The organism is Neisseria sicca, from assembly GCF_014054945.1.
Lineage (GTDB): Bacteria > Pseudomonadota > Gammaproteobacteria > Burkholderiales > Neisseriaceae > Neisseria > Neisseria sicca.
The window spans coordinates 529,878-554,015 of the sequence record NZ_CP059566.1; the positions used below are offsets into that span (position 1 = coordinate 529,878).

Sequence of the window (24,138 nt, forward strand, 5' to 3'; positions counted from 1 at the left end):
TACTATAAAACTGCCGTTCAGCCCATCAGCCAAACCACCAAATGCACCATGCTCGGCCCGATGATGACCATAAACAGCCCCGCCAAAATCATGGTCAGGCTCGCCATCACGCCTTCGGTTTCGTGGCGTTGTCCGGCGCGGGAAGTACCGAAGCCGTGGGCGGCATTGCCCAGTGCGACGCCGTTGGCGGTGTGGAAGCGGATGCGGGTGAATGCTAAAAACAAATCGCCGAATATCATGCCGACGAAGCCGGTGATGATGGTGAACAGCGATACCAGCGATGCCGAGCCGTGGATTTCACTTGCCAACACGACGGCAAACGGCGTGGAAATCGAGCGCGCCATCAGGCTGTTGGTGACTTCGCTGTCGAAGTGGAACATATTGCCCATCAAAAACGCGCTGGCCACGCCGACGAACATGCCGACCAAAATCGCTATCGACAGGATGGGAAGCTGGCGGCGGATGACCTCGCGGTTTTCGTAAATCGGGATAGCGAAGGCGACCGTTACCGGCGTGAGCAGGAAAACGATGCCCTGCGTGTATTTGTGGTAAGTGTCGTAGGAAATGCCCAAAAGCAGCATCAGGACGATGGTGCTGACCGAGACGGTCACGACGGGCGAGAAAATCATCAGCGGTTTTTTACGGTAGATTTTTTTCGCCACAAAATAGGCGAAGCAGGTCCAAGCGAAGCAGGCAAGCGCGGCGTAATCCATTTTTATTCCTTATCAGGCGTGCAGTTTTTTATGCAGGCGGCGTTTCCAGCGGTAGCAGAAATTCAGCGTCAGCGCCGTGCTGATCATCACCAGCGCGGTACCGACCGCAATCGTCAGCACCAGCCGCCAACCTTCGGAAAGAAGCAAATCGCGGTATTGCAATACGGAAACCATAATCGGAATAAAGAAAAACACCAGCTCGCCCAACACCCATTTCGCGCCGCGCTCGACCATGCCGGTTTTAATCACGCCCAAACCCAACAGCGCAAGCATCAAAAACAGCCCCAATACGCCCGAAGAAACAGGCAGATGGGCAAAGCGCACCATCAAATCCGACACCAGCCACACCAAGCCGACTACGGCAAGCTGCAAGGTCGTCTGAAAAAATCGCGTCAGCGTATCCATAAGGTTTATCCATCCGTAATCCAAAACGAAGGCTTGATTATAAGGACGCGGTTTACGCATAATATGAATTATCTGAACTAAAATCATGCAAAAGAGGAATAATGGACTTCAAAAGCCTGCACTGTTTCGCCGAACTCGTGCGCCTGCAAAGTTTTTCTGCCGCCGCATCCGCGCTCAACCTGACCCAACCCACCGTCAGCAAAACCATACAGGCATTGGAAGAAGAGCTGGGTGTGCCGCTGCTGGTTAAAGAAAACGGCCGCAAAAAACGTCAAGTCGCCACCACGCCCATCGGCGAAGAAGTGTACCGCCACGCGCTGAACCTCCTGCACGAACGCGACCTGCTGCTCTCCCGCATCGACGGCTACCGCCACATCAAAAGCGGCACGCTGCGGCTGGGTTTGGCACTGCTCGGCAGCGACCTGCTCAGCAACGCCCTGTTCCGCTTCCGCCGCCAATGGCCCGGCATCGAATTGACCTTCCTCGAACAAGGTTCGCTCACCATCGAACAATCCTTGCGCAACAACGAACTTGACGCCGGACAACTGCTCGCCCCCGTCCACGAAGACTTCGACAGCATTACCCTCTGCGACTACCCGCTCGTCGTCCTCATGCCGCGCGCCCAAGCCCGCCATGCCGCCCTCAGCCTCAAAAGCCTGCAACACGAACCGTTTATCCTCTTCGGCTCAGGATTTTCCCTCAACGAAACCATCCAAACCGCCTGCCGCAGCCAAGGCTTCACCCCCAACGTCGTCTGCCGCACCGGACAATGGGATCTGCTCGCCGACATGGTGGCGCACCATATGGGCATCGCCCTTCTACCCGAATACTACGCCCGCAAAATCAACCCCGACACCTTCGCCGCCGTCCCGCTGACCGAACCCGAAATCTGCTGGCAACTGACCATGGCGTGGAAAAAACACCAGCGTCCCACCCCCGCGCTCAGGGCTTGGCTGGATATCGTCAGGGATGAGTTCAGAAAATAGAAAAAGGTCGTCTGAAAACTTTTCAGACGACCTTTTTATCAACTGTAAATCTCAGCCCCTTTCTTCACAAACTCGACCGCTTTTTCCTCCATACCCTGCCGCTGGGCTTTTTGCTTGTCGGCGTAGTCGCGCACTTCCTGCGTGATTTTCATCGAGCAGAATTTGGGACCGCACATCGAGCAGAAGTGGGCGATTTTCGCGCCTTCGGCAGGCAGAGTTTCGTCGTGGAAGCTTTCGGCGCGTTCGGGGTCGAGGCTGAGGCGGAATTGGTCGCGCCAGCGGAATTCGAAACGCGCCTTGCTCAGGGCGTTGTCGCGCAACTGTGCGCCCGGCCAGCCTTTGGCGAGGTCGGCGGCGTGGGCGGCGAGTTTGTAGGTGATGATGCCGGTGCGCACGTCTTCTTTGTCGGGCAGGCCGAGATGCTCTTTCGGGGTAACGTAGCAGAGCATGGCTGTGCCGTACCAGCCGATATTGGTCGCGCCTATGCCCGAGGTGATGTGATCGTAGCCGGGTGCGATGTCGGTAACAAGCGGGCCGAGTGTGTAGAAAGGCGCTTCAAAGCAGTGTTGCAGCTCTTCGGTCATGTTTTCTTTGACGCGTTGCAACGGGACATGGCCGGGGCCTTCGATCATGACTTGTACGTCGTGTTTCCATGCTTTGCCGGTCAATTCGCCCAAGGTGTGCAATTCGGCGAACTGCGCTTCGTCGTTGGCATCGGCAATGCAGCCGGGGCGCAGGCCGTCGCCGAGGCTGAACGACACGTCGTAGGCTTTCATGATTTCGCAGATTTCGTCGAAATGCGTGTAGAGGAAGTTTTCCTGATGGTGGGCGAGACACCATTTCGCCATGATGGAGCCGCCGCGCGATACGATGCCGGTGAGGCGGTTGGCGGTCATCGGCACATAGCGCAGCAACACGCCCGCGTGTATGGTGAAATAGTCCACGCCTTGTTCCGCCTGCTCGATTAAGGTGTCGCGGAACAAATCCCAAGTCAAATCTTCGGCGATGCCGCCGGTTTTTTCCAAAGCCTGATAGATGGGCACCGTGCCGATGGGAACGGGCGCGTTGCGGATAATCCATTCGCGCGTTTCGTGGATGTGTGCGCCGGTGGACAAATCCATAATCGTGTCCGCGCCCCAACGCAGCGACCACACCATTTTTTCGACTTCTTCGGTCAGGCTGGAGGTTACGGCGGAGTTGCCCAAATTGCCGTTGATTTTGACGCGGAAGTTGCGGCCGATAATCATCGGTTCGAGTTCGGGGTGGTTGATGTTGGCGGGGATAATCGCGCGTCCGGCGGCGATTTCTCGGCGTACGAATTCGGGCGTGATTTGGTCGGGATGGGTCGGGATGTTCGCGCCGAAACTTTGCCCTGCGTGCTGTTTCAAGAGCTTGGCGTATTCAGGCCGTCTGAAAAGTTCGTCCAGCTTCATGCGTTCGCGTATGGCGGCAAACTCCATTTCGGGCGTGATGATGCCGCGGCGCGCATAGTGAAGCTGGGTTACGTTGCTGCCGCTTTTCGCACGGCGCGGGCGGGTGATTTGGTTGAAGCGCAGATGGGCGGTTTGCGGGTCGTGTGCGCGTTCGATGCCGTATTCGCTGGAGAGCTTGGGCAGGATTTCGGTATCGCCGCGTTCGTCCAGCCATGCCGTGCGGACGTGCGGCAGACCTTGTTTCAGGTCGATGTGTGCCGCCGGATCGCCGTACACGCCGCTGGTGTCATAGACGGGAATCGGCGGGTTGGCTTCCGTGCCTTGCGCCGTGTAGGTGTCGTCCTGACGGATTTCACGCAAAGGCACGCGGATGTCGTCGCGGCTGCCTTGCAGATACACGCGCTCCGAGTTCGGATATTTGAAGCGGATGCCGATGTCTTCGCTCAAGTCGGCAAGCTCACGCGCTTCGTTGCCGGAGGTTTTGGCGGTTTTCTTTGGCGTAGTCATAAAAAATGCTCCTGTTTTCTCGTTTGAAAAGAAGAAACAGGAGCGTTTTGTTTTTTCAGACGACCCCATATCAAAAAGGGTCGTCTTAAAAACAGAATCCGTGAAAACTCCCCACGCAGGTATTATCCCGATCGGGTGTAAAGGGTATTTCTCAGCCGCCAGAACATCAGGCAGCACCCCTGTTTCGTAAGAACAGAATTATAAACCACGATACGCATTTGTTGTAAATTAACTTCATATCAGCCTGAGTTCGAAAGGAAAGAGCCGACGGCGGAAAGCACATCCATATCTTGCCGCCCCGTCAAATTTTTCATGATTTTAGGTATCGGTTGAGGGCTGATTTATCTATAATCTTTTTCCGTTTTTTATAACTATATACGTCGTCTGAAAATGTCTGAAACCATTCAAAACCGCAAAATCAAATTCGCCTTAGTCGGCTGCGGCCGTATTTCTAACAACCATTTCGGCTCGTTTGAGGTATTGCAAGAAGATTGCGAACTCGTTGCCGTGTGCGACATCGATCCTGCCGCGCTTAAAGCGGCAGTCAAGCACACCGGTGCGAAAGGCTATGCCCGCTATACCGACATGCTGGCAGAAACCGATGCCGACGTAATCGTCATCACCACGCCGTCCGGTTTGCATCCCGAACAGGCGGTTGAGGCGTTGGAAGCGGGTTTTCACGTTGTCACCGAAAAACCGATGGCTACCTGTTTTACTGACGGCGAGCGCATGGTCGAAGCTGCCGACAAAGCGGGCAAACGCTTGTTTGTCGTGAAACAAAACCGCCTCAACGCCACGCTGCAACTACTCAAACGCGCGGTCGCAGAACAACGCTTCGGCAAAATCTATATGGTGCATTTGAATGTTTTTTGGACGCGCCCGCAGTCGTATTACGACCAAGGAGGCGGTTGGCGCGGCACTTGGAAGATGGACGGCGGCGCATTCATGAATCAGGCAAGCCACTACGTCGATTTGATGGAATGGCTCATCGGCCCGGTGGCGGAAGTGCAGGCGATGATTGCGACCCACCGAAAAATTGAAGCCGAAGACACGGGCGTGATGAACCTCCGTTGGCGCGACGGCACGCTCGGTTCGATGGCGGTAACCATGTGCACCTACCCGAAAAACCTCGAAGGCTCGATTACCATTTTGGGCGAAACCGGCACGGTACGCATCGGCGGCATGGCGGTGAACGAAATTCAGGAATGGAATTTTGCCGACGGACGCGATTACGACGAACAGGTCAAAACCGCCAATTACGAAACCACATCGGTGTACGGTTTCGGGCATCCGCTGTATTATCAAAATGTTGTCGATGTATTGCGCGGCAAAGCCGAGCCTATTGTCGATGGACGCGAAGGCTTGAAATCGCTGGAGCTGATTAACGCCGCCTACCTTTCTGCACACAACCGTCAAACGGTTTCGCTGCCGCTGGTGTTGCAATCTTTGCGAACGTTTGACCATTCTGATTGTCCGAAAGGAAGCCCTTTCCATACTCAATCAAAGGAATCATCATGATACTGACCCGCGAACAAGCCCTCGAAATTTTCAAACGCCGTGTTTCCGTCCGCTACTACGACCCTGCGCGCAAAATCAGTGCCGAAGATTTTGCCGCCATCCTTGATTTCGGCCGCCTTTCGCCCAGCTCCGTCGGCTGCGAGCCGTGGCAGTTCGTGGTCGTGCAGAACGCGGCATTGCGTGAAAAAATCAAACCCTTCGCCTGGGGGATGCAGGCTTCCATTTCGGATGCCAGCCACGTCGTTTTCCTATTGGCACGAAAACACGCCCGCTACGACAGCCCTGCTTTTGAAGAATTGATGGACAGACGCGGTATGACCGCCGAAGAGAGGGCGGGCGCATTTGAACGCTACCGCCGTTTCCAAACCCACGATATGTCCATCGCCGACGACGAACGCGCCCTGTTTGACTGGGCAAGCAAGCAAACCTACATCGCGCTGGGCAATATGCTTACTGGCGCGGCGATGCTCGGCATCGATTCCTGCGCCATCGAAGGCATGGAATATGCCGCAGTGGAAAAAATCCTTGCCGAAGCCGGATTGCTCGACCCTGAACATTACGGCTTATCCGTCGCCGCAACCTTCGGCTACCGTGTGCGCGACATTAACCCGAAACCGCGCCGCGATGCGTCGGAAACGGTAATTTGGGCGGAGTAGGACGTCTTTTCAGACGGCCTGAAACCAAAGTCTATCCGTTTTTTTAAGGAGCCGGTCATGGACAGCCAGGCACAACAATGGACGCAAACCCTGTCCCGCTATGTGGAACGCACAATCATGCCCGACGGGCGCGATACCTTCGAATCGACCCCGCTGCTGGCGCAGACGCTGTACCGCCTGTCGTCCCGCAAAGGTGGCAGCCTGGCAGACTTGGGCTGCGGTACGGGAAAATCGTTTGCGCCGTTTGTCGGACAATACGCGGATATTGTCGGAATCGACGCGGATGCAGCCAACTTGGCCGCCGCCCGACAGACTTGGGCGGGGCATTCGGAAATCAGGTTGGTAGAGGGTGAAATCGGGCAGGAAGACTTGCCTAGGTATGCCGCCGATACGGTACTGACTTCCCTGTTCCTGCACCAAATCCCGCCGGACAGACTGCCGCAGGCCTTGAAAACCATACGCCGTCTCTTGAAGCCTGACGGAGAGTGGCTGATGGCGGACGAGCTGATACTGTTTGACGCCGGACAGGATGCGGCCAAGTTTGACCGCGTGTACCGTTATCTGCTGGAACACACCGTCCCGCACGAGGTTTACGAACGGCAAATCAAACCCTATCTGCTTGAAAACCACATCTACACTTGGCGGGAAATGCAGGAAAACACTCCGCCGGAATACCGCTTCCGCTCCCTCGCCGAACTGGAAAAATTGCTTGCCGAGGCAGGGCTGTTTATTGAAACCGTCGAAGAAATCACGCCGTTTTTCGGTTGTTTAAAGATAAAGGCCGTCTGAAAACCATTCAGACAGCCTTTTATAGCAAACATAATTAACTTTCGATACTTCAGGGCTTCCGACCCCGTCATTCCCGCGTAGGCGGGAATCCATTTTTGAATTTCAGAAACTGTTTTTCAAATTAGGGTTTCTTAAGTTTTACGATGGATTCCCGCCTGCGCGGGAATGACGGAATTTGATGACATGCTGTATTTAAAGTTAAGTATGTTTGCTATACATCATTCATCAACGGGCAAAACGGCATTTACCCGCTGATGTCTTCCAGCGTCCTGCCTTTGGTTTCTTCGCCTAAAGCCAAAATCACCAATACAATCAGCATCATCACGCCGGCGAACATCATGAAAATATTGCCGAATCCGCTGCTGTCACCGACCATTTTGGCGACCACCATAGGCGCGAGGATGCCGCCGATGCGCCCGATTGCGCCCGCCCAGCCGGAGGCGAAGGCCCGGAAGCGGAGAGGGTAGAGTTCGGGCGTGTAGGTGTATAAAACGCCCCATGCGCCGAGGTTGAAGAACGACATCAGGCTGCCCCATGCCATGACTTCGGCGGCGCTACTGCTTTGCCCGAAAAACCACGCGCAGACGGCGCAGGCGGCGAGAAAGCCCGCCAAAGTCGCTTTGCGCCCGATTTTCTCCACCAATGCCGCCGCCGCGATGTAGCCGGGCAGTTGCGCGACTATCATCACCAGTACATATTCAAAGGTTTTAACCACCGTATTGCCTTGTTCGACCAAGAGTTTCGGCAGCCAAGTAAAAATGCCGTAATAGGAAAAGACGATGCCGAACCAAACCAGCCACAGCATCAGCGTGCGCCGTGCGAAAGGCTGTTGCCATAGTTGCATAAAACGGATGCGCTGTTTTTCCTGTTGCGGCGGTGCGATGGCGGTTGCGGCGGGCGTAATCCCCGCTTCCTCTTCCAAGCGGCTGACCAGCCGGTGTGCTTCGTCCGTTTTGCCTTGCGAGAGCAGGTAGGGTACGGATTCGGGGATGAATTTCAACACCAGCGGGATATACAAAATCGGTAGTGCGCCGATTAAAAACGCGCTGTGCCAGCCGAATTTTGGGATAAAGAAATAGGAAGCGAGTGCTGCGGCAAGCCAGCCCAGGCCCCAAAAACTTTCCAGCAACACGATAAAGCGTCCGCGTACTTTCGGCGGGGCGTATTCGCTGACCAAGGACACTGCGACGGGGAGCTGTCCGCCCAATCCTACGCCGACAAAGAAGCGGAAAAATAAAAGTGCGGACAGGTTGGGTGCAAACGCGCATAAACCCGTCGCCACGCTGTACACCGCCATCGTCCCGGCAAAAACGGTTTTCCTGCCGAAGCGGTCGGCAAACCAGCCGCTGATGACCGCGCCCAATGCCATGCCGACAAAGGAGATGCTGACAATCCAGCCCAATTGCGCAGGCGCAAGCGACCAGTCTTTGCCCAGCTCGGGCAGGATGAACGACACCAGCCCGGTATCCATCGCGTCAAACAGCCAGCCGATACCGACCAGCACCAAAAGTCTGTAATGAAACTTGCTCGGCGGCAAGTTTTGAAGGCGGGTAAGGATATCCATCGTATTTCCTTTGCGTTGCTTGTTTTGCTCTTGCAGTTTAACGCAGAGCCGCTCCTTTTCAAGGCTTGCCGCTTTGCACGCATGGCAAACCTGATAACAAAAAGGTCGTCTGAAAACCCGAAATCCGTTTTCAGACGACCTGTCTTTATTTTTTCCAATAAGCCGGCGTCAGCAAAATCAACACCGTAAAAATCTCCAAGCGGCCCAGCAGCATGACGGCCGAACACAGCCATTTCTGCACATCGCTCAATACCGCATAGCTGCCCGCCGGTCCGACCTCGCCCAAGCCCGGGCCCGCATTGGTAATACACGCAATGACGGCGGTGAAGGCGGAGATAAATTCCATCCCGCTTGCCATCAGCAAAAAGCTGAATACAATCGTCGTCATGAAATAAATCGAAATAAACGCCATCACTGTCAGCGCCATGCGGTCGGGAATCATGCGTCCGTTGACCTTGACCGTGCGCACCGCTTTCGGGTGCAGCAGAATCATCATCTCGCGCAGGCTGAATTTGAACAAGACCAACGCCCGCACATTTTTAATGCCGCCGCCCATAGAGCCGGAGCTTGCCAACAGGTTGGACAGGAAAAACATCCACAGCGACACGATCAGCGGCCATTGCGCGAAATCCGTGTTGGAAAAACCGCTTGCCAGCCCGATGGAGACAAAGTTGAAGCTGACAAAACGCAGCGAATCCCCAAAGGTTGCATAAAAATCCTTCTGCCACAGATACACTGCCGACATCAAAATACTGCCCGCCAGCAGCACCAGCAGTACGCGGCATTCCTCGTCCTGCCAATAGGATTTGAGCGAACGCCGTGTCAGCGCCGTGAAATGCGTGGCAAAATTCACACCGCCCCAGAGCGTGAAAAACATGATCGCCCATTCGACGGTCAGCGAATCAAAATAAGCGATGCTGGCATCGTGTGTCGAAAAACCGCCCAGCGACACCGCCGACATCGCGTGGCAAAGCGCATCAAACCAGCTCATCCCCGCAAAATGCAGCGTCAGAAAAGCCGCCGCCGTCGTCATCGTGTAGAAGAACCAAAGTTTCTTTGCCACCTGCGAAATGCGCGGCGCCATTTTGCTTTCCTTGTCCATCCCTGGAATTTCAGCCTTGAAGAGCTGCGTTCCGCCCACGCCCAGCATCGGCAGAATCGCAACCGCCAGCACGATGATACCCATGCCGCCCAGCCAGTTGAGCATATGCCGCCAAAAATTCACCGAAGGGGCCAGCGTGTCCAAGCTCGTCATGACCGTCGCGCCTGTCGTCGTCAGTCCGGACATTGCCTCAAAAAACGCATCGGTAAAACTGATGCCCGGGATGTGAATATAAATCGGCATCGCCGCCACCAGCGCAAACGCCAGCCACAGCATCAAAACCAACGTAAACCCGTCGCGCGGGCGCAGCTCGCGGCGGAAATGGAAGGTCATCAACCAAACTGCGCAAGAAGTCAGCGTCGTTGCCAAAGCCGTGTAGGCAAACGCAGGAAACGCGTTGTCCAGAAAAAAATACGACATCAGCGTCGGTACTGCGAGCACCATTGAAAACAGCAGCCCCAGTCTGGACAAAACGTGGACAATAGGGAGGAACTTATACATATCAATCTTAAATAGGGGTCGTCTGAACGGCGTAACGGGCTTGAAGCTGCCGTCCAGATCCGCCTGCGAAATTCACATTCAAGCCGTCAAAAGCGGCCGGGAAACTTTCAGACGACCTGTTTTATAGACCATCCTTAGCAGGCAGGCACAAAAAATCGGTCCGTAATTTTATCAAATTAGGCAAATGGCGTTATTGATATTTTACAGTCGTAAAAGGCAAGGGGTCGTCTGAAAAAATCGACCTCAATCGACATAAACGGACAAAGTAGGGATAAAATGCCGCTTGCTTTTTACGCCGTTGGGCTTTCAGACGACCTCTTTGCACATTATCCCGCCAGCCACAGCGATACCGTATAAATCACCAGTCCGACCAGTCCGCCGACGAGCGTGCCGTTGATACGGATATATTGCAAATCCTTGCCCACGCTCAATTCCAGTTTTTCCACCATCAGGCGGCTGTCCCAGCCTTTGACTTTGTCCGCGACGAACAAAGCGGCCTTATCTTTATAACGCATCACAAAATCCCGAACCAAAAGCGAAATCCGCACATCCGCCCGCCGCATAAATTGCGGGTATGCCTGGGCTTGCGAACGCATATGATGCAGCAGCTTTTCCAGTTGCGCTTGGCACAAAGAGTCTTGTTTTTCCACATCTTCCCGCGCCCAGTCCAAAATGCCGCGCCATAAGGTCATGATTTGACGTTGCAGGGCGGGCGATTGCGCGAGCTGTTTTTTGAATTTGTCCAGACGGCGGTGCCACAGGTGCGATGCGGTCAGGCGTTCGGTCAGTTCGTCGTATTGCACCAAGAATTGTCGGCGCAGCGCGTTATCCTGCTTGTCCGCTGTTGCCAAATAGCCGTCTATCCATGCCAACGCTTTTTCTGCTGCCCAGTCATCGACTTTCTCCACCAAGGTCGATTTCACCGCCGCTTTAAGCCTGTCCCAAGTTCCAGGATTGCTGCCTTCGATTTTCGCCGCCCATTCGCGCAGGTTCTGCTCCAGCATTTCACGGGTTTCCGGCGTTTTCAGCCAACGCCGGATCTGACGGAGCAGGCTTTCAAACGCTTTTTCGTGCATCCCTTGCACTTTCAGCAGCCGCAAACCGTCGGCAAGCGCGTTGCCGATTTGTCCGCCGCTGTAACGTTCTTCCAGCAGCATCGCCGTAAAACGCGCCGTTTGTTCCGGTTTGGCGATGGCAAGCAGGGTCGGAATCTGCTTGGAAAGCCAGGGCAGCCAATGCGATTTTACGTCTTCGCCGTCCAGCCATTTCAATAATTTATCGCTGGGCTGCGCTTGGTAAATACGCATGGCGATGGGTTTGCCCTGCAAAAAATTGTGTTCGATAAACCGCCCCAATTCATCGCCGATGCGTGCCTGATTACGCGGCAAAATCGCTGTATGGGGAATCGGTAGGCCGAGGGGTCGTCTGAAAAGCGCGGTTACGGCAAACCAGTCCGCCAGCGCACCCACCATCGCCGCTTCGGCAAACGCTTTGACAAATCCCAACCAAGGATATTGGCGCACATAAACGGCGGAGGCTGCAAACAGCCCACACGCCGCAAGCAGCAAGCCCGTCGCCCAACGCCTGCTTTTTGCCAACTTTTTGCGCGCCTCATTTAAGCGGACTTGTTCCGAAAGGGTGTGCATTCCTTGTCCTTTTTTTGAAAATCGGGATTTTTGAGTGGGTGTGTTTGATCAATCGGATTATACGCCGTATTGCCTAATTTTTAATCATTGAATATTTTGGTTGAGAATAGAATAAGTTAGCTGACTTTTCCACAGACTGCACACACAAAGGCAAACACGGAATGTGACTAAACCGACAAACTGACTATTTTTTAAGCATTGTATTTTTTTGTTTGATTATCAAAAGGTAATAGAACTTATTCACAGGCTGTTCACACCGTTCGGCAAAAAAATTGTGTATAGCGGGGAAAATGGCCAATTCAGGGGTAGGGCGTGTGGACGGATGATGTGGATGGTTTGCAGTATTCCTTGTCGGACCGTATTCAGACGACCTTTACTTTGCCGTGTCGCGTTACTACAATCACTATTTTAATCCAATAAAACCAGCCCTAAGGAGCGCATCATGAACGCCTCGCAATTAATCAGCAGCCTGACCCAAACCGTCGGCGAAAAATACATCATCACCGACCCCGCGAAAACCGAACAATACCGCCAAGGCTACCGTTTCGGCGAGGGCAGGGCGTTGGCGGTGGTGCGCCCCGGAACCATTCTGGAAATGTGGAAAATTTTGCAGGCCTGCGTTGAAGCGGACGTGATTGTGATTACGCAGGCGGCGAATACCGGTTTGACGGGCGGCTCGACCCCCGACGGCAACGATTACGACCGCGACATCGTGATTGTGAACACCATGCGGATGAACATCATCCAAACCATCAACAACAACGAACAAGTCGTCTGCCTGCCCGGTTCAACCCTGAATCAACTCGAATTGCTGCTGAAACCTTTGGGGCGCGAACCGCATTCGGTCATCGGTTCATCCTGCATCGGCGCGTCCGTCTTGGGCGGCGTGTGCAACAACTCCGGCGGCGCATTGGTGCAGCGCGGCCCGGCCTACACGGAAATGGCGCTGTTTGCCCAAATCAACGAAGAGGGCAAACTGGAACTGGTCAACCATTTGGGCATAGATTTGGGCGACACGCCCGAAGAAATCCTGACTAATCTTCAAGGCCATCACTATCAAAGAAAAGACATCACGCAAGATGCAGGCAAAGGACACGACCACGCCTATTGCGACCATGTGCGCCAAGTGGACGAGCCGACCGCCGCGCGTTTTAACGCCGACCCAGCGCGCCATTACGAGGCGTCCGGCTGCGCGGGCAAACTGATGGTTTTTGCCGTCCGTTTGGACACCTTCCCGCAAGAGAAACAAACCGCCGTGTTCTACATCGGCACCAACGATATTAATGAACTGACCGACATCCGCCGCGCCGCCTTGGGCGAATTTGAAAGCCTGCCTGTTTCCGGCGAATACATCCACCGTCATGCTTTCGATATTGCCGATGTGTACGGCAAAGACACGTTCTACGTCATCAAAAAATTCGGCACGCACCAACTGCCGAAATTATTTGATTTCAAAGCCAAAGTTGACCGATTCGGCAAAAAAGTCAGCTTTCTGCCCAAACATTTTTCCGACAAGGTCATGCAGTTCGTCAGCAAATATCTGCCCGACCACCTGCCCAAATCCATGCGCGATTACCGCGACAAATACGAACACCATTTAATTCTGAAAATGGGCGGAAAAGGCGTCGATGAAGCGCGCGCGTTCCTGAAAGAGTATTTTTCACACCACGGCGGCGCGTTTTTCGAATGCAACGCCGAAGAAACCCAAGCCGCCATGCTGCACCGTTTTGCCGTTGCCTCAGCCGCCATCCGCTACCGCGCCGTGCATGATGATGAAGTGGAAGATTTGGTCGCGCTGGACATCGCCCTGCGCCGCGACGACCGCGACTGGTTTGAAAAACTGCCGTCGGAAATCGACAATAAAATTATCCACAAGCTCTACTACGGACATTTCATGTGCCATGTTTTCCATCAGGATTACATCATCAAAAAAGGCAACGACTGCATGGCATTGGAGCATGAAATGCTTCACCTCTTAGACCAACGCGGCGCGCAATATCCCGCCGAGCACAACGTCGGTCATTTATACGAAGCGAAACCCGCGCTCAAGCAGTTCTACCGCAAACTCGACCCGACCAACAGTTTCAATCCGGGCATAGGCAAAACCAGTAAGAAGAAAAACTGGGCTGAGTGATAAGGCAGGGATGGTATAAGTGAATGAAAGGTCGTCTGAAAACCAAATTGAGTCTTCAGACGACCGTTAATCTTATAATGATTCAACTTTTTAATATATTTTGATAGAATCATGACGTTAACTTTTTAAGGCATAAAAGAAAGGTGTTTTATGAAACTTTACAAGATTTTTAAAGATCCTATGAATCAGTATGAGGCAGTCAAACAAGGCTGGTCTTGGCCTGCATTTTTCTTTGGGGCTATTTGGGCTTGTGTGAAAAAAATGTGGGGTTTGGGGATTGGAATATTTGTCACCTTTGTTGTGTTAAATGTATTAGCTGGTCAGAATGAGATGTTGGGTGGCATAGTCGGCCTTCTTAGTTTAGGCGTTTATATAGTATTCGGAATGCAAGGTAATGCTTTGCGTGAAAAAAATCTGGTTAAACGCGGTTATGTAGAAGTACCTCAACTTATTAACGCTGCTAACCCTGAAGCTGCAATTGCCCAATATATTGCTGAATATGGTCATAAATAAAGCTTTTTGAGATTAAGGTCGTCTGAAAACTGTATTCGGTTTTCAGACGACCTTTTTTAGATTGAGTATCCAATATACAAAATGCAGCAACTAAAAAACAAAAGCACCGACAAATCGGTGCTTTTTTTAAATTTGGCGCGGCGGACGGGGCTCGAACCCGCGACCCCCGGCGTGACAGGCCGGTACTCTAACCAACTGAGCTACCACCGCGCATCATTGTTTTGCAACAATGAAAGGAAACCTGGTGGGTGATGACGGAGTCGAACCGCCGACATTCTGCTTGTAAGGCAGACGCTCTACCAACTGAGCTAATCACCCGAGAACTCGGGATTAAACCAAAAAACCTCTATCAGGGCAAGCCGTTTGTTTCAAGATAAATATATTTATTTGAATATAAATAATAAATAAGTTTAGTATTATCTCAATCAAAAATCATATGCCCCAATTTATCGGCTTTGGTGTGCAGATATCGTTCGTTTTCCGCATTCTCGCCGACATGGAGCGGAATACGTTCGACAACATTGATGCCTGCATCTTTCAAGGTTTGAATTTTTTCAGGATTGTTGGTCAACAGCTTGACAGCACGGATATTCAGATGGTCGTAGATTTGCTTGGCAAGCGTAAAGTCGCGTGCGTCAACGGGCAGTCCAAGCGCGAGGTTGGCTTCGACCGTATCCATCCCCTCGTCTTGAAGCTTGTAGGCACGGATTTTGTTGATTAAACCGATGCCGCGCCCTTCTTGACGCAAATAAACGATCACACCGCGCCCTTCTTGTTGAACCGCCTTCATCGCCGCTTCAAGCTGCGGGCCGCAGTCGCATTTTTTGGAAAACAGGGCATCCCCGGTCAAACATTCGGAATGGATGCGGGTCAGAACGGGGAGGTCGTCTGAAAAATCGCCCATCGTCAAAGCGATGTGTTCTTGTCCGTTCGGTTCTTCAAAACCGTGCATAGTGAAGTCGCCCCATTCGGTCGGCAGGCGGCAGGAAGCGACGAATTTCAAGGTATTATTCATGTTCTTTTTCCTTGTCTTCGATGCCTGTCAATGCTTTCAGCGGATCGGCAAGTGCCAAAGCCAGTGCCGACCAATCCGTTTGGGCCGCGTCATCGGCTTGATCTTTATCGGCAAATTCAACGTGAACCACGCCCAAAACCGTTCCGTTTTGTGTTGCCACAGGGATGGACAACTGGCTTCCGCTGCCCTCGTTCCGGCTGCCTTGGATTTCGTCCAGCGAAAGCCAATAAGCTATATCGTTGGCAATATTCATCCAACCGCTTTGCGCCGTACGGCAGGCAAGGTAAACCGTACCGTTTTCTTCATGAACCGCCAGCAGGTTCTCCAAAGACTCGCCTTGTGCCGCGATACGAACCAGCCTTGCGTGCGGTTCGCCAGGAAGGTGAATATAAACCGCCACGCTTTTGACGGCTGTTGCACGGCTGAATACCGAATCCAAAGCCATGAAAACCTGTTTGAGCAAAACTTCGTTTTCAGGCGTTTCTTCAATATGGTCTGCCAGCTTCCAGCCGTCTTCCTCACGCCACAAAACCGAGCGGTCAATCGAAGCATTGCCCATATCCATCACCGTCTTTGCGGTCAGATAAGCAATACGGAGGTCGTCTGAAGACAGCTTCAAACCCTGTGTCTGTAAAAAATCCTGAATCAGTAAAACAGGCATGATGTTCCTCTTTGATATTAGTGTGTTCCGGCAGATAACCGACCTGCCATTATATCGGTCAGAATAAAGCAATTTCAAGCCAAAGATTGTTTGCAGAGCAGGATACTTTGTGTATAATCTTCGGTTTCATCACGCGGACGTGGCGAAATTGGTAGACGCACCAGATTTAGGTTCTGGCGCCGAGAGGTGTGAGAGTTCGAGTCTCTCCGTCCGCACCACACTATAAAATCTAACCGCTTTCGAGCGGTTATTTTTTCGTCTTTTCTTGGCTGATAATTTGTAAATTGTCCAAAGAAGAGCGGTATTGCCAATGTTGATTGTCGGTAATGGTTTGGTAGACACGGTTTATCGGTGCATCGAATATGGTTGTTTTGCTGAGTCGGCGTGTTTTGGGGAGCATTAAGCCGATGAGCTGGCAGGACAAGCAAGCTGATGGGAAGTATAGTGGATTAAATTTAAATCAGGACAAGGCGACGAAGCCGCAGACAGTACAGATAGTACGGCAAGGCGAGGCAACGCCGTACTGGTTTAAAGTTAATCCACTATAAAACCGAATAAATCAGTATCTTCATTTCTACACCTGTTTGATGGAAAAGGTCGTCTGAAAAACGTTGGAGCGAGATTCGTTCTACCCGTTTTCAGACGACCTTTTTTGTTTTTACCGCTTTGGCATCGATATCCTGAGCCGTTTAATTGATTTCAGGCTGCGGGACTTTGTGTTGGACGGCGTAAACGGCGGCTTGGACGCGGCTGCTGAGGTTGAGTTTGCGCAACAGGTTTTGGACGTGGACTTTGACGGTGGATTCTGCCAAGTCCAAATGGCGGGCGATGACTTTGTTGCTGTGTCCGGCGGCGAGGTAGCCGAGGATTTCGAGTTCGCGCGGGGTGAGGGTGGAGAGTGCCTGGTCGGTGCGTGGTGCGGACGGGGAAATCAGGGATTGGACGAGGCGGGTGGTCATTTCGGGAGAGAAGACGTTGTCGCCGTCCACGGCTTTGCGGATGCTGTCGAGCAGGAAGTCGGCGTTGATGTTTTTCAGCAAAAAGCCGCGTGCGCCGATGCGCATACATTCGGTCAGGTCGTCGCTGTCTTCGGAAACGGTCAGCATAATGACGGTTTGGTTCGGGTTGACGCCCAAGATTTGTGCCAGTGCTTCGCGACCGTTCATGACGGGCATGTCAAGGTCGAGTAAGACGACGTCGGGTTTGAGCTGTTCCGCCATTTTGACGCCGGACAAACCGTCGGCGGCTTCTCCGATGACTTCGAAGTCGCTTTGACGGGAGAGCAGGGCTTTGATGCCGCTGCGGAAGAGTGTGTGGTCGTCAATGAGGATGATTTTAATAGTCATGGGTCGTTCTCTTGTGTTGCGGTAAGGTTAAGGTAACGGTTGTGCCTTGTTCGGGCTGGGATTGGATGTCTAGGTTGGCATTGATGCGGCGGGCGCGTTCTTGCATGATGCCGAGTCCGACATGTTCGCCGGAGAGTTTGTGCAGGTGTTGCAGGTTAAAGCCGATACCGTCGTCTTCGATGCTCAGGGTAAAGTTTTGTTGGTTGAGCATGCTGATTTTGACGTGTTGGGCTTTGGCGTGTTTGCGGATGTTGGACAGGCTTTCTTGCAGGATGAAGATGATTTGCAGCTGTTCGTCATCGTTTAATGTGCGGCCGTCGTCCTGCCATACTGTTTCGACATTGATTTTGGTTTGGCGTTTAAACCTGGACAGCAGGGTGGTTACGGCTTCCGGGAAGTCTTTGTTGCTGATTTTGGTTCGGAAATTCAGCAGGAGTTCGCGCACGTCTTCGTAACATTCTTGCACGCCGTCTTTGATGAAGCGGATGTTTTCTTCGGCTTGTTCTTTCTGGTCGGCATGGAACGCGCTTTCCAGCATTTGAACTTGAAGATTGAGGAAGGTCAATGCTTGGGCGATGCTGTCGTGCAAACCTTGGGCAATCAGGTTGCGCTCTTGGAGTACGGCAAGCAGGCGCCGCTCTTGTTCGAGACGGCTGCTGGCGATGGATACACCTAATTGACCGCATAATGTACGCAGGAGTTCGTTGTCGTTGTCGTTAAGTGTGGGGTCGTCTGAAAAATATAGGGTCAGGATGCCGAGTTCTTCTTCTTGATAGGTGATGGGGAAAACAACGGTATGTTTGAATAGGGGTGTTTCTTCTTCAGGTTGGGTTTGTTCGGTATCCGAATCTCTGTCTTCGGCTTCAGACAGTCCGATGGAGGCAATAAGGTTTGTGTTTTTACGGTCGTTGTCTAAAAGGCGGATGCTGCCTGCGCTTGCGGAAACGGCAGGCAGGGTCCGTGCGAGGAATTCTTCTGCCGCTTCGCGCGGGGTTAGGGTTTGGTGCAGGTCTCGCGTGGTTTGGTAGAGCAGGGTCAGGTCACGGTTTTGACGGGCGAGGTCTTGGGTTTGTCTGGCGACTTGGCCTTCCAAATCGGTATAGAGGACTTTCAGACGACTGCTCATTTGATTGAAGCCTTTGCTGACTTGCGCAAACTCTTGAATCTGTTCGGTATCGATTTGTACGCCGAATCGGCCTTGGCTGATGGTTTCCACGCCGTCGCGCAGGGTTTCAAGCGGACGGATAATCCAAGCGTAGTGCCATACGATCATTAAACCTGCGGCGACAAAAATCATCAGCATCATCGCCATTTGGAAACGGCGCAGCCATAAGGTGTTTTTTTCGTTGGCGTTTTCCAATGCCTGCAAGAACAATTCGATATTGCCGGCAAAGCGGTAGAGTTCGATCTGCGTCGGTCTGCGGTAACGTTTCAGCGCGGGTTGGATGTTTGACTTCCAGTCGATTAAGAGCATGGATTGGATCAGGCCATAGGCCGGCGGTGTTTCCGAAGGCATCAGGGGATAGATGGCATCGCTTTGGGTGATGCGCAGGAGTGTTCCTTCAAATTCGCGCAATTGGTTGTCGATTTGCGCTTGCGGGGTGCGTTCGCTGGCCATGTAAGCCAAACGGTAAACCTGCATTCTCAAGCTTGCGGCATCATCAATGACGGTGGCTGCGTTTTCCAGCCTCAGCGATAAAATCAGGGTCAGGATGACGGACAATAAAGCCGAACCAACCCATAAGACAGTCAGCAGTTTTAATCGTGAGGACAGGCTCAGGCCGCCTGAAAATAGGGTTCGTAAGCTCATGGAATAAAGGAAGGGCGTTTTGTTGCCAAATGTTATAAACATATCATCCTTTAGGCGGGGAAACAACCTGTCCGAAGGGGAATTTGGTGCGAATGAGGCGATATGCGCTTTAATGTAAAATCGTGTTATGATAAAATTCACTTTATATGAATTTTATCGCGGGTAACCGTCTTTTCAGACGACCTGGGATGATGTGCCGATTTCGCAGGGAATCGGTAGGAACATAACATCTACGAATTAAAAACATAAGAATCAGCCGATTAACAGTATGGGCACACAAAACCAGCGACTTCACAAAGGACTACCAAAATGAAAACCTTCGCATTGATATTGGCCGGCGGGCAGGGAGAGCGAATGGGAGGGACGGATAAAGGATTAGTATTGTGGCGTGACAAACCTTTGATTGATCATGTTATTGAAGCGTTGCGTCCGCAGGTTAAACACATCGCCATCAGCGCCAACCGGAATTTGGAAGAATATGCTCGCCGTAGTGCGCATATTTTTGCCGATTCGCGCCAATGGCAGCATTTGGGACCGCTGGCGGCTTTGTGTACGGCTGCCAATGATTTGCAGATTGCGGCGGCGGATTGGCTGCTGGTGGTACCGTGCAATATGCCTGCGCTGCCGTCTGATTTGGTGGCGAAATTTGAAACGGTTTCAAAGCGCACGCCTTTGTGCAATGCGTTTTATGTGGAAACACCGGTCACGCCGCATTACAACGTAATGTATATCCGTCCGCAAATCCTGCAAAGCACCGTCCCGTATCTGTATTCGGGGATGAAAACCTTGAGCGGCTGGCTGCATCAGCAACGGGCGAGATCGGTGCATTTTGGTTCGGAACATGTTTTTTTCAGCTGCAATACGCAGGAAGATTTACGGGGGCCGCTTTAAGCTTTAAGCATTGCACTTTGGTTTTTATAGTGGATTAAATTTAAATCAGGACAAGGCGACGAAACTGCAGACAGTACAGATAGTACGGAACCGATTCACTTGGTGCTTCAGCACCTTAGAAAATCGTTCTCTTTGAGCTAAGGCGAGGCAACGCCGTACTGGTTTAAAGTTAATCCACTATACACAGAAAACCGTGTATCCGTACAAACAAAAAGGTCGTCTGAAACTTTCAGACGACCTTTTTGTCATTTGCTTTATTGGGGCATGTATTGTTTCAGCAGTTCGCGGAACTGCGCGCCGGTTTCCGGATGTTTCAAGCCGTAGGCGACAGTGGCTTCGAGATAACCCAGTTTGCTGCCGCAGTCGTAGCGTTTGCCGTCGAAGGCATGGGCGAGGACGAACTCGTGATCCAACAGGCGGGCAATGCCGTCGGTCAGTTGGATTTCGTTGCCCGCACCGCGCGGCAGGTTTTCCAGAAGGCTGAAAATGCGCGGGGTCAGGATGTAGCGTCCGACAACGGCAAGGTTGGACGGCGCTTCTTCGGGTTTCGGTTTTTCAACGATATTGGTAATTCTTTGAAAGCTTTTCAGTTTTTCCACTTCAACAATGCCGTACGAGCCGGTTTGCGACGGATCGACGGTTTCCACGCCTAAAACGCTGTTGCCGCTTTGATTGTAGATATCGACCATTTGCTTCAGCGCGCCTTTGGGTGCGTCAATCAAGTCGTCGGCAAGAATGACGGCGAAGGGTTCGTCGCCCACTGCGGCGCGGGCGCACAATACGGCGTGTCCCAAGCCTAAAGCTTCGGCCTGGCGGATGTAAAGACAGGTAATGTTGGAAGGCAGAATGTCTTTGACGTGTTCCAGCAGTTTGTCTTTTTGACGCATTTCCAGCTCGGTTTCCAGCTCGTAGGCTTTGTCGAAATGGTCTTCGATGCTGCGTTTGTTGCGGCCGGTGATGAACACCATTTCGGTACAGCCTGCTTCTACTGCTTCTTCTACCGCATATTGAATCAACGGTTTGTCGACAATGGGCAGCATTTCTTTCGGGCTGGCTTTAGTAGCAGGCAGAAAGCGCGTGCCCATACCGGCTACGGGGAAGACGGCTTTTTTAATCGGTTTCATTCAGTTTCCTTCTATTTGATTGTCGAATCGAAAATTCAGACGACCTCGGTTGTCTAGGTTTGACTTGGTTGCCACATTGTCGGCGGCAAAAAGGTAAGGCATTTAAAAGGCGTTCAACAGGTTTAGAGTGTTCATTCCCCGATAAGTTGCCAAATTGATTGAGAACAGAATCAACGATTTGGACAGTCGGGAAATTGGCTCGGTCATATCCTTGAGTATCTTTAATAAATGCTTAATCCAGCATCGTCAAAAGCTCTTCCTCACTCAAAACCGCCACACCCAAGGCGTTGGCTTTTTCTAGCTTGCTGCCGGCGGCTTCCCCGGCGACGACGTAGTCGGTTTTTTTGGACACGCTGCCGGAAACTTTGCCGCCGGCGGCTTCGATCAAGGCTTGGGCTTGGTCGCGTTTGAGGGTGGGCAGCGTGCCGGTTAACACAAAGGTTTTGCCTGCTACGGCTTCGTTGAGGTCGTCTGAAACCGTTGCTTCTTGGTTTTCAGACGACGTTTGGGCGAAGAAGGTTTTCAGGTTTTCGAGCAGGGCGGCGTTTTGTGTTTCGCTGCGCCATGTTTGCCAGTCAGCAGGCAGGGCTTTGTCGGTTTGCAGGCCTTCTATGCTTTTGCCGGCGAGTTCCCATAAGGCTTGGGCTTTGTTTTCGCTGATTTTGAAACCGGGCAGGCGGGCAATCCAGCGTTGCGGCTCGGCATGGCGGGCGGGCGGGATGGTAACGGCTTGGGTTTGCGGGGCAACGCCTGCGGCGAGCAGCTCGTCTATCATCGCCTGTTGCGCGTCTTGGGCGAAGAAGTGGGCGATGGAGCGGGCGACGACGGTGCCGATGTCGGGCAGGCAGGCGAGGATGGGTTCGGGTGCGCGGCGGACGTGTTCCAGCGAGCCGAATGCCTGTGCCAGCGTTTTGGCGGTGCGTTCGCCGACGTGGCGGATGCCGAGCGCGAACAGGAAGCGGGTGAGTTCGGGCGTTTTGCTGGCTTCTATGCCTGCGAGGATGTTTTCCGCCCACTTGGTCGGCTGTTTTTTGCCGTTTTGGGTATTGAGTTCAGACAGGTCGTCTGAAACTGTTTCGGCGTCGCCGTTTTCGTTTTCAGACGACACTTTATCCGCCGTTTCCTTCATTTTTTGCAAGGTCGGGATGTCGAGGCGGTAGAGGTCGGCGAAATGGCGGACGAGGTCTTGGGCGACAAGCTGCTCGATTTGTTTTTGACCGAGGCCGTCGATGTCCATGGCTTTGCGCGAGGCGAAGTGGATTAAGCCTTGTGCGCGTTGCGCCTGACAAAGCATGCCGCCGCTGCATCGGGCGACGGCTTCGCCTTCTTCGCGTTCGATTTCGCTGCGGCAGATGGGGCAGTGGGTCGGCAGGCGGTAGGGCTTGTGTAGCGGAACGGATTGGGTTTGATTGGTAGACGGTGTTTCGGCAAAGAGGTCGTCTTGTTGGTATTTGAGGCCGTCTGAAACGTTGGAAACGGCGGTTTCCTGCATCGGACGGCGTTCGAAAATCACGCGCACGACTTCGGGAATAACGTCTCCGGCGCGGCGCACGACGACGGTATCGCCGACGCGCACGTCTTTGCGCGATACTTCGTCCTGATTGTGCAGGGTGGCGTTGGTGACGGTGACGCCGCCGACGAATACGGGTTGCAGGCGGGCGACGGGGGTAACGGCGCCGGTGCGCCCGATTTGCACGTCTATGGCTTCGACGATGGTCAGGGCTTCTTCGGCGGGAAATTTGTGGGCAATCGCCCAGCGCGGCGCGCGGGAGATGAAGCCGAGTTCGCGTTGTTGCGCCAAGCTGTTGACTTTGACCACCATGCCGTCGATTTCGTAGGGTAGGGAGGGGCGTTTTTGCTGCATTTGTTCGTAAAACGCCAATACTTCGCCGATATTTTTGAAACAGCCGAAATTGCCGTTAGGCAGGCTGAAGCCGAGTTCTTGGAAATAGGCGAGTTCTTGGATGTGTTCTTCGGCTGCGAAACCGCCTTGCTGGCGGGCAATCGAGTAGGGGAAAAAGTGCAGTTTGCGTTGCGCGGTGATGCGCGAATCAAGTTGGCGCAGGCTGCCGGCGGCGGCATTGCGCGGATTGGCAAAGGGTTTTTGCCCGTTTTCGGTTTGTCTTTTATTGAGGGCGGTAAAGTCGGCTTTGAGCATCAGCACTTCACCGCGGACTTCGATGAATTCGGGCGGATTATCGCCGTGCAGCCGCAGGGGGATGTTGGCGACGGTTTTGACGTTTTGGGTAACGTCTTCGCCTATCGTGCCGTCGCCGCGTGTCGCAGCCTGCACCAATACGCCGTCGCGGTAGAGCAGGCTGATGGCGAGGCCATCGAATTTGGGTTCGATAACGTATTCGGGATTGCCGCCGTCCAAACCGTCGCGCACGCGTTGGTCGAAAGCGTACATTTCGGCATGGTCGAACACGCCGTTTTCATCTTGCGGGGAAAAGGCGTTGGTCAGCGACAGCATCGGCACTTCGTGGCGCACTTCGGCAAATCCCGCCAAAGGCTCGCCGCCGACGCGCTGGGTCGGACTGTCGGGCAGTTTGAGCTCGGGATGGTTTCGTTCCAACGCTTCGAGTTCGCGGAATAATTTGTCGTATTCGGCATCGGGTACGCTGGGTGCGTCGAGGGTGTAGTATTCGTAGGCGTAGCGGTTGAGGAGGTCGGTGAGGTGGCGGATGTGTTGTGCGGTTTGATTCATGAAGGAGGGTTTTCAGACGACCTTCGTCTGATACGGACAAAGGTCGTCTGAAAAATGATAGGTTGAAAACAGATGAATTTTACCCGAAAAAAAGCGGATATGCCGTAACGACATATC

The 24,138-nt window shown here is 53.0% G+C and carries 19 protein-coding genes, 3 tRNA genes and 1 riboswitch; of the genes, 8 read left to right on the forward strand and 14 right to left on the reverse strand.

Features of this window, described 5'->3' with window-relative positions; all coding sequences use genetic code 11:
* Nucleotides 1-17 precede the first annotated feature (17 nt).
* Together H3L95_RS02640 and H3L95_RS02645 are read right to left on the reverse strand one after the other, a co-directional pair.
* A complete protein-coding gene (locus tag H3L95_RS02640; RefSeq protein ID WP_003760310.1) occupies nucleotides 18-713 on the reverse strand; it encodes an LrgB family protein in 696 nt (231 codons plus the stop codon).
* 12 nt (nucleotides 714-725) lie between these two features.
* Complete coding sequence (locus H3L95_RS02645; protein WP_003760309.1) at nucleotides 726-1,205, reverse strand: CidA/LrgA family protein; 480 nt, start codon at nucleotides 1,203-1,205, stop codon at nucleotides 726-728.
* Nucleotides 1,206-1,219: 14 nt separating this feature from the next.
* On the opposite strand from H3L95_RS02645, the gene H3L95_RS02650 reads away from it, so the two are divergent.
* Nucleotides 1,220-2,104 (forward strand): LysR family transcriptional regulator, encoded by an 885-nt coding sequence (locus H3L95_RS02650; protein WP_040668858.1) that lies wholly within the window; start codon nucleotides 1,220-1,222, stop codon nucleotides 2,102-2,104.
* Between the two features lie 38 nt (nucleotides 2,105-2,142).
* Here the strand turns inward: H3L95_RS02650 and thiC are convergent, their stop codons facing one another.
* Nucleotides 2,143-4,044, reverse strand: coding sequence for a phosphomethylpyrimidine synthase ThiC (gene thiC / locus H3L95_RS02655; protein WP_182096199.1), 1,902 nt, complete (start codon nucleotides 4,042-4,044; stop codon nucleotides 2,143-2,145).
* Nucleotides 4,045-4,135: 91 nt separating this feature from the next.
* Nucleotides 4,136-4,235: riboswitch (TPP riboswitch) on the reverse strand.
* Between the two features lie 199 nt (nucleotides 4,236-4,434).
* Between thiC and H3L95_RS02660 the strand changes: the two genes are divergently transcribed.
* The 3 genes from H3L95_RS02660 to H3L95_RS02670 are packed head-to-tail and all read left to right on the forward strand — an operon-like array spanning nucleotide 4,435 to nucleotide 7,007.
* Entirely contained in the window at nucleotides 4,435-5,562 is a 1,128-nt protein-coding gene (locus tag H3L95_RS02660) for a Gfo/Idh/MocA family protein (protein WP_003760274.1), read from the forward strand.
* The gene (locus tag H3L95_RS02665) at nucleotides 5,559-6,218 is read left to right on the forward strand and encodes an NAD(P)H-dependent oxidoreductase (protein ID WP_003760265.1); all 660 of its coding nucleotides are present in this window, start codon (nucleotides 5,559-5,561) and stop codon (nucleotides 6,216-6,218) included. The genes H3L95_RS02660 and H3L95_RS02665 overlap by 4 nt, the downstream gene beginning before the upstream one ends.
* A gap of 57 nt (nucleotides 6,219-6,275) precedes the next feature.
* On the forward strand, nucleotides 6,276-7,007 hold the full coding sequence (locus H3L95_RS02670; protein WP_003760261.1) for a class I SAM-dependent methyltransferase: 732 nt from the start codon (nucleotides 6,276-6,278) through the stop codon (nucleotides 7,005-7,007).
* Between the two features lie 244 nt (nucleotides 7,008-7,251).
* Here the strand turns inward: H3L95_RS02670 and H3L95_RS02675 are convergent, their stop codons facing one another.
* From H3L95_RS02675 to H3L95_RS02685, 3 genes are all read right to left on the reverse strand, one after another.
* Nucleotides 7,252-8,571, reverse strand: a complete 1,320-nt coding sequence (locus H3L95_RS02675; RefSeq protein WP_003760259.1) for an MFS transporter — start codon at nucleotides 8,569-8,571, stop codon at nucleotides 7,252-7,254.
* Between the two features lie 145 nt (nucleotides 8,572-8,716).
* A complete protein-coding gene (locus tag H3L95_RS02680; protein ID WP_003760257.1) occupies nucleotides 8,717-10,174 on the reverse strand; it encodes a TrkH family potassium uptake protein in 1,458 nt (485 codons plus the stop codon).
* A 326-nt stretch (nucleotides 10,175-10,500) separates the two neighbouring features.
* Nucleotides 10,501-11,820: a DUF445 domain-containing protein gene (locus tag H3L95_RS02685; RefSeq protein ID WP_003760254.1), complete on the reverse strand. Its 1,320-nt coding sequence runs from the start codon at nucleotides 11,818-11,820 to the stop codon at nucleotides 10,501-10,503.
* 442 nt (nucleotides 11,821-12,262) lie between these two features.
* On the opposite strand from H3L95_RS02685, the gene dld reads away from it, so the two are divergent.
* Together dld and H3L95_RS02695 are read left to right on the forward strand one after the other, a co-directional pair.
* The gene (gene dld, locus H3L95_RS02690; protein ID WP_003760253.1) at nucleotides 12,263-13,954 is read left to right on the forward strand and encodes a D-lactate dehydrogenase; all 1,692 of its coding nucleotides are present in this window, start codon (nucleotides 12,263-12,265) and stop codon (nucleotides 13,952-13,954) included.
* Nucleotides 13,955-14,104: 150 nt separating this feature from the next.
* Complete coding sequence (locus tag H3L95_RS02695) at nucleotides 14,105-14,467, forward strand: DUF2628 domain-containing protein (RefSeq protein ID WP_003760238.1); 363 nt, start codon at nucleotides 14,105-14,107, stop codon at nucleotides 14,465-14,467.
* Nucleotides 14,468-14,600: 133 nt separating this feature from the next.
* On the opposite strand, the gene H3L95_RS02700 is transcribed toward H3L95_RS02695, so the two are convergent.
* The 4 genes from H3L95_RS02700 to H3L95_RS02715 form a co-directional block, all read right to left on the reverse strand.
* Nucleotides 14,601-14,677, reverse strand: a tRNA-Asp gene (locus tag H3L95_RS02700).
* Between the two features lie 32 nt (nucleotides 14,678-14,709).
* Nucleotides 14,710-14,785: transfer RNA gene (locus H3L95_RS02705), tRNA-Val, on the reverse strand.
* A 103-nt stretch (nucleotides 14,786-14,888) separates the two neighbouring features.
* Nucleotides 14,889-15,482, reverse strand: a complete 594-nt coding sequence (ribA, locus tag H3L95_RS02710; protein ID WP_003760237.1) for a GTP cyclohydrolase II — start codon at nucleotides 15,480-15,482, stop codon at nucleotides 14,889-14,891.
* Entirely contained in the window at nucleotides 15,475-16,143 is a 669-nt protein-coding gene (locus H3L95_RS02715; protein ID WP_003760235.1) for a hypothetical protein, read from the reverse strand. The genes ribA and H3L95_RS02715 overlap by 8 nt, the downstream gene beginning before the upstream one ends.
* A gap of 133 nt (nucleotides 16,144-16,276) precedes the next feature.
* Here H3L95_RS02715 and H3L95_RS02720 point away from each other — a divergent pair.
* A tRNA-Leu gene (locus H3L95_RS02720) sits at nucleotides 16,277-16,361 on the forward strand.
* Between the two features lie 471 nt (nucleotides 16,362-16,832).
* Here the strand turns inward: H3L95_RS02720 and H3L95_RS02725 are convergent.
* Nucleotides 16,833-17,489 (reverse strand): response regulator, encoded by a 657-nt coding sequence (locus H3L95_RS02725; RefSeq protein ID WP_003760231.1) that lies wholly within the window; start codon nucleotides 17,487-17,489, stop codon nucleotides 16,833-16,835.
* Nucleotides 17,479-19,299, reverse strand: a complete 1,821-nt coding sequence (locus H3L95_RS02730; protein WP_039863021.1) for a histidine kinase — start codon at nucleotides 19,297-19,299, stop codon at nucleotides 17,479-17,481. The genes H3L95_RS02725 and H3L95_RS02730 overlap by 11 nt, the downstream gene beginning before the upstream one ends.
* A gap of 309 nt (nucleotides 19,300-19,608) precedes the next feature.
* On the opposite strand from H3L95_RS02730, the gene H3L95_RS02735 reads away from it, so the two are divergent.
* Complete coding sequence (locus tag H3L95_RS02735; RefSeq protein WP_003760227.1) at nucleotides 19,609-20,190, forward strand: molybdenum cofactor guanylyltransferase; 582 nt, start codon at nucleotides 19,609-19,611, stop codon at nucleotides 20,188-20,190.
* 254 nt (nucleotides 20,191-20,444) lie between these two features.
* Here the strand turns inward: H3L95_RS02735 and galU are convergent, their stop codons facing one another.
* Complete coding sequence (gene galU, locus H3L95_RS02745) at nucleotides 20,445-21,314, reverse strand: UTP--glucose-1-phosphate uridylyltransferase GalU (protein WP_003760224.1); 870 nt, start codon at nucleotides 21,312-21,314, stop codon at nucleotides 20,445-20,447.
* A gap of 232 nt (nucleotides 21,315-21,546) precedes the next feature.
* Entirely contained in the window at nucleotides 21,547-24,021 is a 2,475-nt protein-coding gene (ligA, locus tag H3L95_RS02750; RefSeq protein ID WP_040668854.1) for an NAD-dependent DNA ligase LigA, read from the reverse strand.
* Nucleotides 24,022-24,138 lie beyond the last annotated feature (117 nt).

Excerpts from the sequence above, each read along its gene's own strand:
- H3L95_RS02640 (WP_003760310.1), bottom strand. The coding sequence starts at position 713 with ATGGATTACGCCGCGCTTGCCTGCTTCGCTTGGACCTGCTTCGCCTAT.
- H3L95_RS02645 (WP_003760309.1), bottom strand. The coding sequence starts at position 1,205 with ATGATTTTAGTTCAGATAATTCATATTATGCGTAAACCGCGTCCTTAT.
- H3L95_RS02650 (WP_040668858.1), top strand. The coding sequence starts at position 1,220 with ATGGACTTCAAAAGCCTGCACTGTTTCGCCGAACTCGTGCGCCTGCAA.
- thiC (WP_182096199.1), bottom strand. The coding sequence starts at position 4,044 with ATGACTACGCCAAAGAAAACCGCCAAAACCTCCGGCAACGAAGCGCGT.
- H3L95_RS02660 (WP_003760274.1), top strand. The coding sequence starts at position 4,435 with ATGTCTGAAACCATTCAAAACCGCAAAATCAAATTCGCCTTAGTCGGC.
- H3L95_RS02665 (WP_003760265.1), top strand. The coding sequence starts at position 5,559 with ATGATACTGACCCGCGAACAAGCCCTCGAAATTTTCAAACGCCGTGTT.
- H3L95_RS02670 (WP_003760261.1), top strand. The coding sequence starts at position 6,276 with ATGGACAGCCAGGCACAACAATGGACGCAAACCCTGTCCCGCTATGTG.
- H3L95_RS02675 (WP_003760259.1), bottom strand. The coding sequence starts at position 8,571 with ATGGATATCCTTACCCGCCTTCAAAACTTGCCGCCGAGCAAGTTTCAT.
- H3L95_RS02680 (WP_003760257.1), bottom strand. The coding sequence starts at position 10,174 with ATGTATAAGTTCCTCCCTATTGTCCACGTTTTGTCCAGACTGGGGCTG.
- H3L95_RS02685 (WP_003760254.1), bottom strand. The coding sequence starts at position 11,820 with ATGCACACCCTTTCGGAACAAGTCCGCTTAAATGAGGCGCGCAAAAAG.
- dld (WP_003760253.1), top strand. The coding sequence starts at position 12,263 with ATGAACGCCTCGCAATTAATCAGCAGCCTGACCCAAACCGTCGGCGAA.
- H3L95_RS02695 (WP_003760238.1), top strand. The coding sequence starts at position 14,105 with ATGAAACTTTACAAGATTTTTAAAGATCCTATGAATCAGTATGAGGCA.
- ribA (WP_003760237.1), bottom strand. The coding sequence starts at position 15,482 with ATGAATAATACCTTGAAATTCGTCGCTTCCTGCCGCCTGCCGACCGAA.
- H3L95_RS02715 (WP_003760235.1), bottom strand. The coding sequence starts at position 16,143 with ATGCCTGTTTTACTGATTCAGGATTTTTTACAGACACAGGGTTTGAAG.
- H3L95_RS02725 (WP_003760231.1), bottom strand. The coding sequence starts at position 17,489 with ATGACTATTAAAATCATCCTCATTGACGACCACACACTCTTCCGCAGC.
- H3L95_RS02730 (WP_039863021.1), bottom strand. The coding sequence starts at position 19,299 with ATGAGCTTACGAACCCTATTTTCAGGCGGCCTGAGCCTGTCCTCACGA.
- H3L95_RS02735 (WP_003760227.1), top strand. The coding sequence starts at position 19,609 with ATGAAAACCTTCGCATTGATATTGGCCGGCGGGCAGGGAGAGCGAATG.
- galU (WP_003760224.1), bottom strand. The coding sequence starts at position 21,314 with ATGAAACCGATTAAAAAAGCCGTCTTCCCCGTAGCCGGTATGGGCACG.
- ligA (WP_040668854.1), bottom strand. The coding sequence starts at position 24,021 with ATGAATCAAACCGCACAACACATCCGCCACCTCACCGACCTCCTCAAC.